Source organism: Spirochaeta thermophila DSM 6192, from assembly GCF_000147075.1.
Classification (GTDB): domain Bacteria; phylum Spirochaetota; class Spirochaetia; order Winmispirales; family Winmispiraceae; genus Winmispira; species Winmispira thermophila_A.
In genome coordinates this window covers 125,645-140,499 of sequence record NC_014484.1, presented here as the reverse complement: position 1 = coordinate 140,499, position 14,855 = coordinate 125,645, and the positions used below count along the sequence as shown (strand labels likewise).

Below are 14,855 nucleotides of genomic sequence, written 5' to 3'. Positions count from 1 at the left end.
TCACTCAAGTGGATAGGCGTATACCTCGAAGAAGGCTGCAGCCCCCTCTTTCGTCTGGAGGATGTGGGGAAGGGAGAAGAAGAAGACCTCCTTCCCCTCCCACTCGTACCACCCTGCAGGTGAGAGACGTCCGGCTGAGAACCGATCCTTGAGCGAGAACGCGGAATCGTAGACGAGGAACTCGCCGGTCGATTCCTCATAGGTGAGGAGATACCCCGAGGGCGTCACCTCAAGCGGCACACCCTCAACCGGCACATCCCTCTCTCGGAGCGCACCTTCTTCCTCGTACCACACATGGAGAGAGGAAGCTCCCGGCCCCAGGAAGAAGCTCTCATATCGAAACACGTCGAAGAGGTAGACTCCTGGTCCGGACACCCTTGAAAGGGATATACCCGACGAACCAAGCTCTCTCAAGTCCAGGTTCACATCGTAGGGAGAAAGCCCCCACACACTCCCGGTGGCCACATGCTCGTAGTAGGTGCCAGCTCCATCCCCGGAGAGGAGGGCGACGTACAGCGGTTCCGAAGGGGACCCCTGGAAGGAGGCGAACGCCCCGTACACGACAACACCTGCGGATGGGAAGAGGGAAGAGAGGGATTCGGGATTCCCCCAGGAGACTCCCTCCCCATTCCTTTCTCCCGGCATGATCCACCATCCTCCTCCATCGTAGTAGAGGAGGAACGCCTGCGCCTGCTCCTCGTTGGAGGAACCCATCACCACCCGAGCCACCCCCGGAGGCACACCCTGGTCCATGAGGTTCTTTTTCCCTGAGATCCACCTCACCTGTGCATGGTCGCGCCCCCTCATCAGGACCACCCCCCTCTCGATCGCATCCCGTTCCGGAAAGTATGCGAGGTCCTCGTAGGAGGAATCCCAGAGGACCCCCACGACCCCCGTCTCCCCTACCTTCTCCAGTCTTCCATCGAGGACAAAGAGGGTGAGGAGGAGATCCTCGTCGTACGGCGGAAGCATACACCCCGTGATCACCAGGAATGAGAAAAGAGCTGCCGATACCCGGTGCCGATCCGTCACCATGTCACCTCCACCCCGGCCTTCATCCCCGGCCGGAAGATACTCCTGGCGATGTCCTCCGCCTGTTCCGCCTCTTCCCCCAACATCTCGTAGAACAACAGTCGATTCTTCGTCATGTAGGCGGAGAGGCCCCCTTCCACCACCATCGCCCACCTTCGGGAAAGCGGCAACCTGATCCCGCTTCCGAGGACCACACCACCCGGAGCCACCGGATCGATCCCCCATAACCCCTCGGGGTACACCACCCGGAGGAACACGCGCATAGCACCGAAGAGGGATACCCCGCTCCTCCAGCGAATGAAGGTGGTCCGCAGGCCGATCCAGGGCTCGATGAGGGCAAAGGAGACGAAGCCCGCCTGCCGGTCGCTCTCCCACGGACGCTCGGGGAGGTAGAGCCCCACACCGTACCAATCCACCCCCCCTCCCGCCGAGAACCAGTCGGGGACCACCTCGTACATGATCGACCACCCGGGAAACTGGAAATACTGGAGGTTCACGCCGGTGACCACCCCCACGACCCGCTCCTGAGGAAGCACCACCCTCGTCTCCTCCCCCACCCGCAGCACGGCCACCGTCTCCTCGGTGGTATAGCCCTCCCGGAGCCCCCTCACCACGTAGGTGGAAGGAGCGGGCAACCTGAACCGTATCACCCCCTCCTCCCCCACCTCCACCGGATCGGTGAAGATCCCCTCGAGAAGCGTCCCCGGCACCGCCTCCACGACGAGCATCCCCTCACCCTTCGTGGCCAGGTCATGCACACCCCTGAAGCGGGCATCGAGTCCGTCCAGGGCTTCCTTGAGGGGAGAGAGCCGGGCCTTCACCACCAGGGGAGAAGAGACGGCCGTATCCACTCGAAAGTCGAAGACCTCTTCCTCCGTGTCGAACCGGTAGGCGCGGTAGCGGAGGGCGTCATCTTCCGCGGTGATGAGGAGCGCCGCCGAGACCCCCCGTCGCTTCGCATCGTCACGCCAGCCGGGAGGAAGAGAACCGGCCTCCTCGACTGCCACCCATGAGTAGGAGGTGAGAAGCGCGAGCGTCTCCTCGTACCAGATGGGGGCTTCGTGCACCTCGGGATCGGCGTAGACGGCCACCCGCACCGTCTGTCCCCACATACCGCCGGCCAGCACACAGAAGAGAACCACCGCACCCAGCCGGCGAAGTCCGTCTCTCACCACCACACCGGCCCCCTGAAGACCTTCTTGAGCACGGGATCGAAGACGTAGAGGGCATCGCCCGTGGGGGCATAGGCCCAGAACACCTCGTAGTCCCACGGCATCTCGGCAGAGTCCACGAACTCACCTTCAATGTTGTACCGCTCGTGGATGCGCACGTCCTCCTCCCACTTCGAGACGAGGATACCCTCCTCGGTCACCGAGACCGCACCGTCGTAGCCCTCGAAGGGAAGGGGAAACCATGGATAGTTGTCGAACAGAGGAGAGGTCCATGAGGTATACGAATCGAACGGCAGTATGAGAAAACGGCGCTCCCCCTCCTTCTCGCACTCCAGGACGACGCGGTCCTTCACCCTCCATCCCTCTCGTACATCCCAGTCGAATGACATGGTATACGTGGTGGAAGCCCCCCAGTTCTCAGCGCACACCTCTATGTGGAGATCGGTACCGTCCCCCCATAGCCTGTAGTTGTAGAGGCTCCCTCCCTCTTCCCCCCAGAACCGCTTCCCTTCCAGGTACGTCCCCCCCTGGATCAGCTCGGGATCCCCGCTCCCCTCGGGATCGATCCAGTAGTCCCCGAACACCACCTTGTCCGAGGCATCCACGAAGGGCCTCCCGTAGAACCGCTCGGGCTCCTCCACATCCTCGGCATCCAGCACCCGTCTGATGCGGAGCGATCCGTCCATCACGAAGAGCCTGCCCCTCATCCCGTTCTTCTCTCGTATCCCGAGCACGACATACCTCGAAGAGGGCCCGTCCGATACCGTGAAGACCGCCTCGTAGTGTTCATAGAACGGAGTGGCACCAAAGTCCTCCAGGTACGCCCCGAGGTCCACGCCCTCCTCGGCCCACCGGTCGTAGAACGGAAACCGGGAAAGCTCAAAGAGCGAGCAGGCCGTCCCGAGCAGGAAGGAGACCAGGAGCCCCCATGCTATGGAACGTGCGCGTCCTACCATCGGTAACCTACTCCCACAGAAAGTGCAGGCCCTCCCTTGGGATACAGAAAGAGCCCGCCCTGGGGCAGAAGCCCGGTGCCCGCGGCATAGTCGTACCCCGTGCGTGCATACAGGGCCCATCCGGGCCTCACCACCCACTCCACCCCCAGCCCGATGAGGTGGTAGTAGAGATCGAACGGCATCCCCTCCACGAACGAGAGGTACCCTCCGATACCAGTCTCCATCCACAGCCGCACGGCCGAGCTCACCCCTCCCACGAGGTACGCCCCGGCCACCACCTCGGTCTGGCTGCGGAACACCACCTCGGGCATCCACCACCGGCCGCCTCCCTCTCCATAGACGTACTCCCTGAGCCCTGCGAAGACCTGATCCGGCAGGGCGTACCACCGTGCCTCCACCCCCGCCCCTTTCAGCTGGCCGAGCGTGCTGAAGAGCCCCACCTCGAAGCGATGCTGTCGGAGAAGGGGGGGGAGCTCCACCACCACGGGACTCTCCTCGATCACCACCTCCACATCCCTCGGGAAGTAGCCCTCCTTCTCCACGGTGAGCTTCACCCTGCTTCCCAGCACCACCCTGAACGGATCCCCCACGAGCACCCCCTCCTCGATGGTCCCGAGCACCACATCCCCTACCTTCACCACCGCACCCTCGTCCGGTCCCCTCACCTCCACCGGGAAGACCGCATCTTCAGGGGCAGCCACCTCCGGAAAACGGCTCAGCCACCGGTGCAGGAGATCCTCAACGGCCCTGTCCACCTCGGCGTAGAAGGAGAGGTTGAGAGGGAAGGAGGCCACCACGGCCGCCACGAGACTCCTCGTCTCTCCTTTCTCCACGTAGAGCCGGAACGCGATCACGCCCCGTCTCCCTCCGCCCCACACCCTCGTCGTGAGCACGTAACCCGCATCATCCTCCACCAGCACCTCCCTCGCCTCCAGCGAAGCGACGAGGGCCTTCACCACGAGTTCCGGGGACAAGTCCAGCTCCTCCACGACGGGCTCTTCGAGCCTGACCTGGGGCACGGCGGAGAGGACGGACACGCCCCAGAGCATCCCTACCATCGTCAGCAGGGCCTTACGCATCCTCATCACACTCAAGTATAGTACGTTCTCTCTGATTTTTCACTTCACCAGCATCTTCTCCACCCCGTCCCAGTCGGGAGGAGGCGGTTCCACGACATAGAGCCTGCACCGCCTGGAGAGCATCTGCGCGGGATAGTCCTGGGGATCGAGCTCCAGGATCCGCTGGAAGAGCACGGCTGCCTCGTCGAACCGCCTCGCATAGTAGAGCTCCATCCCCTCGTTGTGCAGCTTCCAGATCTCCTCCTGCCGTGGCGAGAGCTCTCGCTTCACCGTGTAGATACGCACCCCCCGGTGTTTCCCCTTCACCGCCACGGTATCGAGGAGCCTCACCGGAAGCTTCCCCTCCACCTTTCGGAAGAGGCTCTCCGATATGACGATCTCCTGATGATAGTACTTCGTGAGTCCTTCCAGACGGGAGGCGAGGTTCACCATGTCCCCGATCACCGTGTAGTCCATCTTCTTCTCGCACCCTATGTTTCCCACGGTGACCAGGCCGTAGTTGATCCCCACCCCTATCCGGAACTCGGGCTTCCCCTCCTCGATCTGCCGCTGATTGAACTCCTTCACCTTCTCCGTCATCTCTATTGCAGCCAGCACCGCGTTGTATCCGTCGTCCGGCCGCTTCACCGGGGCACCAAAGAAGGCCATGATGGCGTCCCCTATGTACTTGTCTACGATCCCGTTGCGGGCGGTGATGATGTCCACCATGAGGGCAAAGTAGCGGTTGAGGGCCTCGACCAGTTCGTCGGGAGGCATACCCTCCGAGATAGTCGTAAAACTTCGGATGTCGGAGAAGAGCACCGCGAGCACCCGGTTGTCGCCCACCAGCATGGATTCGGGATGCTCAAAGAACTGGTCGATGATGTCCTGCGGCACGTACTTCTGGAAGATGTTGCGGATCTTCATCTCGTTGCGTCTGGCGACCACCGCCTCCATGGCGTAGTTCTTGATGCTCGTATAGGCCCGATCCAGTCCCTCCACCATGAGGTTGAAGGTGTGTGAGAGCTCACCTATCTCGTCGTGGTATTCCACCGGCACCCGCTGGGAGAGATCGGTGGATGCGATGATCCCCTGCATGGTGGAGACCACCCGGGAGAGGGGGCGCAGGAGATACCCCACGAAGAAGAACACGAGGAGCGAGGCGAACAGGATACTTCCCGCCACGATGTAGATCGTCTGGGTGGTGATCTTCTCCACATCCTGGTAGAAGGTAGTCCGCGCCTCGGTGAGGACCACATACCAGGAGAAGGGTTCGAAGAAGAATCCCCTTCCCACGCGTTCCGTATCCCCCAGCCTGAGGGTGAAGAACCCTTCCGCCCTCCCGGTCTCGAAGACCTCCCGTATCGTGTCCCACTCTTCCGGAGTCAGCTCCACCGGGGAAGTGGAGAAGGCGAGCGCACCGTCGCCGTCGACGGCGAGGATGAGCTCAGTGGTACTCCTTATGAGGGTGGCGGCGAACGAAGCCATCCCCTCCTGCGTGGCAGCCCGCATCTCGGGCCTGTCGGAGAGTCCGCTCTCCACCAGCACCTGCCACTGTGTGAGCATGTACTTCTCCAGCTCATCGGCCTTGAAACCGAGGAATTCCCTCGCGATCCTGGTGATACCGGATGTGGCGAAGAAGTATGACGAGAGCCCTGCGATCAAGAGCGAAAGCACGAGGATGGGGATGATGACGAGCACCACCTTTATCCGTATGCTCACGCGGACCTCACTCCTACCTCCAGGACATGAACTGGACGATGGCACCTTTCAGGGCTTGCGCCGTACCGGCGAGCTGACGGGCCATGTCCCGGATGCTCCCCATCTGGGCGAAAAGCTCCCGGATGGCGGCCGAGACCTCTTCGGTGGCCGCCCGGTTCTGCTCGCTCACCGCCACCACCTCGTCTATCATGGTGTTCACCTGTTGGGCGTCCCGATCCATAAGGTCGGCCTGCCGCTTGTTTTCCTCTATCACTTCGGAGACCCGTTCCACCGAATCGAGGAACTTCCCGATGAGGACCTGAAAGCTCTCCATGAGCGACGAGAGACTCCCCATCTGCTCCTGTATCTCGCCGGAGAGTTCCTCCATGGAGGCCGAGGTGAGGCCCACCTGCTCCTGTATCTGGGCGACGATCTGCGCGATCCTGGAACTCTCCACCCCCGACTGCTGGGCGAGCTTGCGCACCTCTTCCGCCACCACGGCGAAACCCTTCCCGGCCTCCCCCGCATGTGCGGCCTCGATGGCTGCATTGAGGGCGAGGAGGTTCGTGCGCACCGCCACGTTCTCTATGGAAGCCACCACCTCTCCTATGGTCTGGGAGAACCCACCCAGTTCCTCCATCCTCCCCACCACCTCGCTCATCTTCTCCCTCACATGGGTGAGCCTGTCCACCTGGTGGCCGAGGGTACGCACCGCATCCCGCAGGTCCCCGCGCAGGGCGCTGGAGGCATCCACCGCCTCCACCTGTCTGTCCACGCCCTCCCTCACACGCTGGATGGACCCCATGAGGTGCGAGACCGCCTCGGCACCCTTCTGCACCGTGGATTGCTGCGACTCCACGCTCTCGGCGACCTCGGTGATGGCGCTCTGGATCTCCCTCATGGCGAGATCCGACTCCTCCGTTCCCTGTGCGAGCACCGTGCTGAGACCGAAGAGATCCTGCGCGGTCTCGGAGATGCCGTAGAGCAGCCCTCGAACCGTGAGAGGCTCGGTGTTGTACGTGGCGATGGGGAGCCCCTCATGCGCCAGGTGGTTGAGGAAGGGAAAGATCCTGCGGTCCTTCACGGTGACCGCGAGGGCGTCGGGAGAGGTCTCGGCGATCTTTTCCTTGATGTAGGGGATGAGCTCGTATGCGGAGAGCATCTTCCCTCCCCTCACCCGGTGGGCGGGAGGACACGCCCACTCCACCTCGGCGTTGTAGCCGGAGAGGACCTCGGCCACCTGGGAGACCCCCTGTTTGATCTGCTCGAAGACCTCGTATCGTTCGTCTCCTATGAACAGGATCTTCACCGGCCTGTCCGCCGGTCCCATGGGCTCGGCCCTCCGCGCGAGACGCTCCTTGGAGATCCTCACCCCCTTGCCCGGTTCCCAGAAATCCCGGAAGTTCTCCTTGGTCACCCGGTCCACCGTGGTGGGGATGTGCGAAGAGGCGGGCCTCCAGGAGTGGACAACGTAGTTGAAGAGGTGCACCGCGGTATTGTAGCCCTGGAAGAAGAGATCCTGGTCCATGGCCACGTCGAGGGTCCCGTCTTCGAAATAGGGGATGAGGGCATCCCTGAGTTCGTGTACCACGAGATAGAGATCCTTCCTCCCCGCCTCCTTCACGGCCCTGCACACACCTTCGGGCGACGTCTCGTCTGCGCAATAGAGGGCCGCCACGTCGGGATGCGCGCGAAGCACCTCTCGAACCGACCTCACGGCATCCTCCACCGTACCCCCGGTGAAGAACGGACCGAGGATCTCGAGATCGGGGAACCTCAGGCCCGAGATGTTCCGGAATCCCTGAACCCTGAGCATGTTTCCCACGTGGCGGGGAGAACGGGCGAAGAGGGCCACCTTGCCTCTCCCGCCGAGTCTGCCGCCGATGTCCTCTGCGCAGGTAATACCCTCCAGGAACAGATCGCTCCCCACATAGAAGATCCGGTGGAGCGGCTCTCCGGTGATCCTGTTGACCTCCCGGACGAGCCTGAAGAGGCGGGTCTGGATCGGCCTGAGAGGCCCGGGCGTGGCCTTGAGATTCCCGTCCCTCGACAGTCGGATCGATGTCTCGAGATTCCCCTGAGAGATCTCCTCCAGGGCATCCTCCACCACCGAGAGAAGACGCATCGTGTTCCCTACCCCTTTCCCCATCCTCCCCTTGAGCAGGAAGAAGGCCATCCCCCCACCAAGGACGATACCGGCAACGAGCAGCCCTACTTGCAGCATTCCCTTCTCCTTACTAAAGTCACAATTCTTATAGTAGCAGAAAGGGGGACAAGATGCAAACAAATCCTTCCCTGTTCCCGCTTAACGGGGAGTTCCCCCTCTTCCTCGCACCCATGGCGGAACTCACCCATTCCGGATTCAGGGCCCTCCTCCACACATGGGGAGGATGCAGCGTCTACGCCACGGAGATGATAAGCGCTCCCGGTCTCCTCTCGAAGGGACCCTACGAGCGTTTCTATCTCGACTTCTCTCCGGACCCGTCGCGCACCATCGTCCAGCTCGTGGGTTACGACACGGACTCCCTCGTACAGGCGGCCGGGATCCTCGCGGAGTACCCGATCCTGGGGGTGGATATCAACATGGGGTGCGCCGCCCCTGAGATACGCAAGCGGGGAGGCGGTGCAGGATGGCTCCTCAGAGGAGAAGAGGCCGTACGCCTCGTGGGGGAAGTCCGCAGGGTCCTTCCCCCTCACCTCTCCCTCTCCGTGAAGATCCGCATCCCGGAATCCCTCCCTCTCGAGGAATTCATCGCCTTCCTCCAGGGACTCATGGGACAGGGCCTCTCCTTCATCACCGTACACCCCAAGGGCCTCAAGGAGAAACACGACCGGCCCGCACGCTGGGACCTCATCCCTCCCCTCCTCGAGGAGATCCCGATACCCGTGGTGGGAAACGGAAACATCACCTCTTTCGATGTGTACCGGAAGAGGAGGGAGGAGATACCGGGCCTCGCAGGCATCATGATCGGACGAAAGGCCGTCCAGGCCCCGTGGTTCTTCGCCTACCTCCGGTCGCGGGACCGAGGAGAGAGAGAACCGTTCACCGTGAATCTCGAGGAGGCCGCCCGTTCCTTCCTGGAGCTTCTCTCCCGCCACCAACCCCCCGAGTTCCACCTCTCCAGGGCGAGGAGATTCTTCAGGTACTACACGAGGAACCTCTTCTTCGGGCACACGCTCCTCTCCGCGATCCTCAAGGCCGATTCCCTCACAGAGATCGAACGCCTGCTATCCGCGTACTTCGAACGGCATCCGGAAGAGATCCTCCACGAGGAGGAATGACAGGCGGCACGTCACTCCCAGGAGATCTCGTAGTCCCTCTCCTCTCCTGCGAGAAGGGGGAAGAAGGGAATCGTGAAGACCGCGGCATCCTGTCCCTCCCGAACGCCCCCCTTCACCGCCGCCACGGGGGCATCTGCACTCACCCTGAGCACGAGTGCGGCTCCGTCCAACATGAGATTCACCTCGTGCGGCGTGGCGTACTCCTCGAAGACCCAGTGGAAGTAGGCCCGCATGTCCTCAGGCGAAAGTGCGGGAGGCGGGAGGAGCCGCTCGGCGGTCTCCTCGTCCCCCAGTACGAGCGAGAAGATCCAGACGAACAGATCCCTGTCCGCTTTGATCGTCAATCCCCTGTTCGTACCCGCGGATGCCACCTCATCCCTCCCCAGAGAGGCGAGGAACCTGCGCACCTCCTCCACTTCGAAGGAGAAGGAGAGCACCCCTTCCCCCTCGGGGTCGAGCGAGACGAACCGAAACCCCGGATACCGTGCGGCCGTGGACTGCAGACGTGCGAGATCGAAGAGGGGAGCTTCCTCCACCTGGAGGTCCTTCCAATAGGCGAGGAGGATGGGATCCACCACCACCTTCCCCGCCCCCCGCGCCCCCTGGCCCCCCAGCACCAGATCCACCTCCACCCTGCATCCCCCGAGGGCGAGCATCCCCCCGAGCATCACGAGACCCAGCACCTTCTTCACACCGCCACCTCCTTTCCCCGATCATAGCCCATCCTCTCGGTCCCGCTCAACCGTCCCTTCGAACTCCACCCAGAAGACCGCCCCACCCCCCTCCGCATCCTCCACCCCCACCCGCGCCCCGTGCAGCCGTGCCACCTCCTTCACCAGCGCGAGCCCGAGCCCCATCCCCCCCTCCTTCGAAAGCGACACGAACTCCTGGAATATCCGTTCCCTGTCGCTCTCCTTCACCCCCGGCCCCTCGTCGGCCACCGCGAACCGCACCCTGCCGTCCCGCTCCTCCAGCATCACCCGCACCAGGGTGTCGGGATACGTGTACTTCACCGCATTGCCCACCAGGTTGTCCATGAGCTCCTCGAGGAGCAGGGGATCGCCCTGCACCGTCCAGCGCCGCCCCCGATCGAACCCATAGGCCACGCCCACACCCTTCGCCCTCGCCCGATCCTTCCACCGCTGGACCACCTGGAGGAGGAGCACCGAAAGGTCCACCGGCGCTCCTCTCTCCAGATCCACGAGACGCCGCACCCGCACATACCCCAGGAACCCCTTCACCAGGTCCAGGATCCGACGTGCCGCATCCTCTATCCCCGAGAGATACCGCCGAAGCCCCGGCGGAACCCCTTCCCTGAGCAGGGCTGCCGCCTGGAGGATGCTCGAGGCGGGAACCTTCACGTCGTGAGCCACCAGGTTGAAGAGCCGTTCCTTGAGCCTCAGGAGCTCCTGGAGCTCTTCGTTCTCCTCCACCGCCCGTTTGAGCCGGATGAGGTTCCGCACCCGGGCGAAGAGCTCGTCCTCCTGCGGCGGTTTCACGATGTAGTCGTTCCCACCGGCATCGAGGGCCCGCGCCACCTCGGACGGCTGAGCCAGGGCAGTGAGGAAGAGGACGGGCAACCTGAACATGGGATACCGTTCCCTGATGAGCTCGCACACCTCCACCCCGCTCAGGCCCGGCATGACGATATCGAGGAGCACGAGATCGAACGCCTCGAGTTCCTCCACCCGCCGGACCGCCTCTCCCCCCGAAGACACCCCTTCCACCTCGAACCCCCGCCGCTCGAAGAGCTTCACGAGGAACGAGAGCGTGAGGATGTCGTCCTCCACCACCAGGATACGGCCCTCTGACACCGCAAGGCTCCTTGTCGAGACATGGTACTATCACCATTCTAGTACACCCCATGATCCCTTTCCAGTTTTCCATCCCCATTTCCCACACGCACTTGCGTCCCCCCGGTCCAACCTGGTATAACCACATCATGAAAGGCGTCATCGTCGCGGCCGGCTACGGCACCCGCTTCCTCCCCGCCACCAAGACCGTACCCAAGGAACTCCTCCCTCTCGTCGACACCCCCTCCCTCCAGTTCATCATAGACGAGTTCACCGCATCCGGTGTCGACGAGATCCTCGTCATCTCCTCGCGCAGGAAGAAGGCCCTCGAGGACTACCTGGACAGGGAGATCGAGCTCGAGCTCGCTCTGGAACGGGCAGGGAAGCGGGACCTCCTCGCCCGCATCGCCCCACCCCGGGCCCACGTCTTCATCGTGCACCAGCAGGAGATGAGGGGCACGGGTCACGCCCTGCTCTGTGCCAGACCTTTCATCGGTGACGAGCCCTTCGTGGTGGCCTATCCCGACGACCTCCACTTCGGGAACCCGCCCCTCACCGCTCAGCTCATCCGGACCTACCGGGAGACGGGCTGCTGTGTCCTTGCGAGCATACACGACCCGCCCGACCTCTCCCGCTACGGTGTGCTCAAGCTCGCCCAAGACGGCATCCACGTGGAGGACATGGTGGAGAAACCCGCACCCGGCACGGAACCGAGTCGCGAGGTCTCCATCGGAAGGTATCTCTTCACGCCCGACGTGTTCCCCCTCCTCGAAGAGGGGTGGAAGGCACACACCGGAGGGGAATACTACCACCTCTACGCCCTGCGCCGTCTCATGGCCCAGGGGAAGGTCGTCCACACACGCGTGGAAGGGAAACGGATCGACACCGGGGAACCGTCCGGCTACCTCGAGGCGATCCTCGAGTACGCCCTCACCAGGGACGACCTTCGGGTACCCTTGGAACGATGGATCTCACGGCACGTCGGATTCTTCGACGGGACATGACCAGGGATCCGGGCCCCCCTTCTCTCCCCTCCTGTAGGCCTCAGCGCACGAGAGGAAACGCTCCGCCTCCTCCATCCTCCCCCGCTTCCGAGCCCCCCGGGCGTACACCTCGCACTTGCGTATGAGCTCCTCCCGGGCCACCGCCCTGTGTTCGGGAAGGAACACGTCCCCATCCACGAGAGGCTTGAGGGCCATGATCCTGAAGACCTCGATGTGACCGTACTTCTCCGAAAGCTGTTCCCAGGCTCCCGCCCGTTTCACCACCACCGGCTCGTCGAGGTAGGCCACGGGACACCTGTCCGTGAGCCTGAGCCAGAGCTCGTAATCCTCGGCGATCTCCAGGTCTTCCCTGAAACCGCCCAGGTCCTCGAAGACGCGCCGCTCCATGAGCACCGTGGACGGACCGATGATGCACTTCTTCACGGCCCAGGCGAAGACATTCCCCTCCCGTCTGTGCACCTGCCCCGCCTGCGAGATGATCCTCCCCTTCCTCATCCACTCCTCGCGGGTATGGACGAGGGGAATCCCCTTCCGTGCGCACCCTTCCCATAGGGCCATCTGGCGGGTGAGTTTCTCAGGCTTCCAGAGATCGTCAGAATCGAGAAAGGCGATGAGCGCTCCCCGCGCATGCTCCACCCCCACGTTCCTCACCTTCCCCGGCCGGCCGCAGTGCGCCATCCTCACCACTCGGGCACCCCAGCGCTCCCCCACCTCGGCGCTCCCGTCCTCGGAGCCGTCGTCGACCACGATCACCTCCAGATCGCGCCAGGTCTGGCGTACCACGGAGGCGAGGGCTTCCTGCAGCAAGGAAGCCCTGTTATGGACCGGTATCACCACGCTCACCAGAGGCATCGTCCTCGCCCCCCTCGAGCACGTACTCACCCAGCATGCCGGAGAGACGTTCCACGTACTCGGACGTCCCTCGGGCAAGTCGTTCGATCTCCGAGGCGCCCTGGAGTATCTCTCGCGCTCCCCCTTCTATCTCGGTGAGCCCTCGAAGGACGTCCTCCGAGAGACTGTACACCGATTGGATGGAGCCTCGCAGTACGTCGGCACCACGCGAGACGTCCTTCATCCGCTCGTCGATGAGCCGGGCGTCCCGTGACACCTCCTGGCTTCCCTCGAGGACCTGCGCACCCCCCTTCGCCATCTCCGTCACGCTCGCCACCACCTCGTTGAGGGCGAGCACGGACTCGTCGATCTCCTTCACCACCGAGTCGAAGACCTGCACGCTCTCACGGCTCGTGCGGGTGGCACCCTCTACCTTATCGCGCATCTCCCGAAGGGTGGTGGTAATCCGCGAAGCGTAGCCCGCGGTGGCCTCAGCAAGCTTCCTGATCTCCTCTGCCACCACCGCAAACCCTCTCCCGGCCTCTCCTGCGTGGGCGCTCTCGATGGCGGCGTTGAGGGAGAGGAGATTGGTCTGGGCTGCCACGGTGTTGATGATCCCGATGATCTCCATGACATTGGAGATCGCCGCACCTATCTCCTGGACCGCACTGTTGGCCAAGGAGAGGAAATCTCCTCCACGGTGCACCATCTCTCGCACCTGCTCGAATCGCGCCATCCGTTCCTCAAGAAGGTGAGTCACGTTCTGGATCGAGGCGTTCACCTCCTCGATGGAACTCGTGATGGTCTCCACGTTCTCACGCTGGTGGGAGACCACCTGCGAGAGCTCGGCGATGGCCCGGTGGATCTTTTCCACCTCCTCCACCGCCGGACCGGCTTGTTCGTCGAGCACGCGCCGGAAGGCGGTGCTCAGGGAATCGAGGTTCCGATTGATCTCGGTCACCGCGGCCACGGTCTGGCTCGAGGTGTGCGCGAAGGTGAGTCGGAGATCGTTCAAATGGGCCACCGTCGCCCGAACCGAGGAGAAGAAGGCCTGCAGCGCATCCAGCACGGTGTTGATGTAGGAGGCCATCTCGGCGAACTCGTCCTTCCCCCTGAGGTCGGCCCGTACCGTGAGATCCCTGTTGTTCACCTGGTTGAGCACGCGTTCAACCAGACGGATGCGGCGGGAAAGGACCACCAGGATCCGCGCGATGAGCAGGCTCACGAGAAGAAGGACGAAACCTATGGCCACCACCACCGAGACCTGCGTCTGCCGGATGAGGAGGACCACCCGCTCCTGCACCACGGCCGACAGACTCTGAAGCTCGGCCCCCAACTGGTTATCGAGGATCCTGAGGTTGTCCTGGAGCTCGGTGATGGTGTCGTGGAGCTCGGCCACCCGGGCATCCTGCCCCTCTTCGAGGATGAGGCGGGTGTAGAGCACGTAGAGGCCTCGTCTGTACTGAGCGGGGAGAGAGGGATCCTTCGAGAGCGCGCGCACCGTCTCCTTGGTCGGCCTCATCCGCTCCACGGTGTTCCTCCAGAGGCCGTACAATCCCTCGACCTCGCTCTGGAGGGATTCGTCCATGAGGGCCTTCCCCGGATGAGCGATGAGGAGGGACAGCTCCCGTTCGAACGAGGTCTCCGCGAGATCCCAGAGTGACATGAGTTGCACGAGCGTGGTGCTGCCCGCCTCCTGGCTCATCGTCATTCTCACGGCGTTGCTGTACTGGTAGAACTGGCCGATGGCCCGTTCCATCTGGATACCGAACCCGGAGGCGTCCTCAAGGCGCCGCATCCCCGCCCGGAAGATGAAGATGGAAAGGATGCTCCCCACGAGGAGCGTTCCGATGATGAAGAGTAGCGTGGTACGTAATCTCATGCGTCGTAACCTCGTGCTCTATCTCGATTCTCTCGTCGTTGGATCAACCATGGATCTGGAAGGTCATCCGCCGATCGCATCAGCTTCTTCCTGAGGCAACAGGTAAAGAATACTATATTCTACGGGGAAATTCCATGCTCATGG

The 14,855-nt window shown here is 63.0% G+C and carries 12 protein-coding genes; 2 read left to right on the top strand and 10 right to left on the bottom strand.

The features are described from left to right. From STHERM_RS00555 to STHERM_RS00530, 6 genes are read right to left on the bottom strand one after another with little or no spacing between them, the layout of a single operon-like run. Entirely contained in the window at nucleotides 1–1,035 is a 1,035-nt protein-coding gene (locus tag STHERM_RS00555) for a hypothetical protein (protein ID WP_013312928.1), read from the bottom strand. Further along, a complete protein-coding gene (locus STHERM_RS00550) occupies nucleotides 1,029–2,210 on the bottom strand; it encodes a hypothetical protein (RefSeq protein ID WP_013312927.1) in 1,182 nt (393 codons plus the stop codon). The genes STHERM_RS00555 and STHERM_RS00550 overlap by 7 nt, the downstream gene beginning before the upstream one ends. Next, a complete protein-coding gene (locus tag STHERM_RS00545) occupies nucleotides 2,201–3,160 on the bottom strand; it encodes a hypothetical protein (RefSeq protein WP_013312926.1) in 960 nt (319 codons plus the stop codon). The genes STHERM_RS00550 and STHERM_RS00545 overlap by 10 nt, the downstream gene beginning before the upstream one ends. Beyond that, nucleotides 3,154–4,245: a hypothetical protein gene (locus tag STHERM_RS00540; protein WP_237223310.1), complete on the bottom strand. Its 1,092-nt coding sequence runs from the start codon at nucleotides 4,243–4,245 to the stop codon at nucleotides 3,154–3,156. Before STHERM_RS00540 ends, STHERM_RS00545 begins: the two co-directional genes overlap by 7 nt. Before the next feature lie 33 nt (nucleotides 4,246–4,278). Then, nucleotides 4,279–5,940, bottom strand: a complete 1,662-nt coding sequence (locus STHERM_RS00535) for an adenylate/guanylate cyclase domain-containing protein (protein ID WP_013312924.1) — start codon at nucleotides 5,938–5,940, stop codon at nucleotides 4,279–4,281. Between the two features lie 13 nt (nucleotides 5,941–5,953). After that, complete coding sequence (locus STHERM_RS00530) at nucleotides 5,954–8,143, bottom strand: methyl-accepting chemotaxis protein (RefSeq protein WP_013312923.1); 2,190 nt, start codon at nucleotides 8,141–8,143, stop codon at nucleotides 5,954–5,956. 53 nt (nucleotides 8,144–8,196) lie between these two features. Here STHERM_RS00530 and STHERM_RS00525 point away from each other — a divergent pair, with 53 nt between their 5' ends. Continuing rightward, the gene (locus STHERM_RS00525) at nucleotides 8,197–9,201 is read left to right on the top strand and encodes a tRNA dihydrouridine synthase (protein WP_013312922.1); all 1,005 of its coding nucleotides are present in this window, start codon (nucleotides 8,197–8,199) and stop codon (nucleotides 9,199–9,201) included. 11 nt (nucleotides 9,202–9,212) lie between these two features. On the opposite strand, the gene STHERM_RS12610 is transcribed toward STHERM_RS00525, so the two are convergent. Both STHERM_RS12610 and STHERM_RS00515 read right to left on the bottom strand, forming a co-directional pair. After that, nucleotides 9,213–9,893 (bottom strand): hypothetical protein, encoded by a 681-nt coding sequence (locus STHERM_RS12610; RefSeq protein ID WP_013312921.1) that lies wholly within the window; start codon nucleotides 9,891–9,893, stop codon nucleotides 9,213–9,215. Between the two features lie 21 nt (nucleotides 9,894–9,914). After that, nucleotides 9,915–11,015 (bottom strand): hybrid sensor histidine kinase/response regulator, encoded by a 1,101-nt coding sequence (locus STHERM_RS00515; RefSeq protein ID WP_013312920.1) that lies wholly within the window; start codon nucleotides 11,013–11,015, stop codon nucleotides 9,915–9,917. 128 nt (nucleotides 11,016–11,143) lie between these two features. Between STHERM_RS00515 and STHERM_RS00510 the strand changes: the two genes are divergently transcribed. Then, the gene (locus STHERM_RS00510; RefSeq protein WP_041623082.1) at nucleotides 11,144–11,998 is read left to right on the top strand and encodes a UTP--glucose-1-phosphate uridylyltransferase; all 855 of its coding nucleotides are present in this window, start codon (nucleotides 11,144–11,146) and stop codon (nucleotides 11,996–11,998) included. Here STHERM_RS00510 and STHERM_RS00505 read toward each other — a convergent pair. Both STHERM_RS00505 and STHERM_RS00500 read right to left on the bottom strand, forming a co-directional pair. Then, entirely contained in the window at nucleotides 11,966–12,850 is an 885-nt protein-coding gene (locus STHERM_RS00505) for a glycosyltransferase family 2 protein (protein ID WP_013312918.1), read from the bottom strand. The genes STHERM_RS00510 and STHERM_RS00505 overlap by 33 nt on opposite strands. Continuing rightward, the gene (locus tag STHERM_RS00500; protein ID WP_013312917.1) at nucleotides 12,816–14,711 is read right to left on the bottom strand and encodes a methyl-accepting chemotaxis protein; all 1,896 of its coding nucleotides are present in this window, start codon (nucleotides 14,709–14,711) and stop codon (nucleotides 12,816–12,818) included. The genes STHERM_RS00505 and STHERM_RS00500 overlap by 35 nt, the downstream gene beginning before the upstream one ends. Nucleotides 14,712–14,855 lie beyond the last annotated feature (144 nt).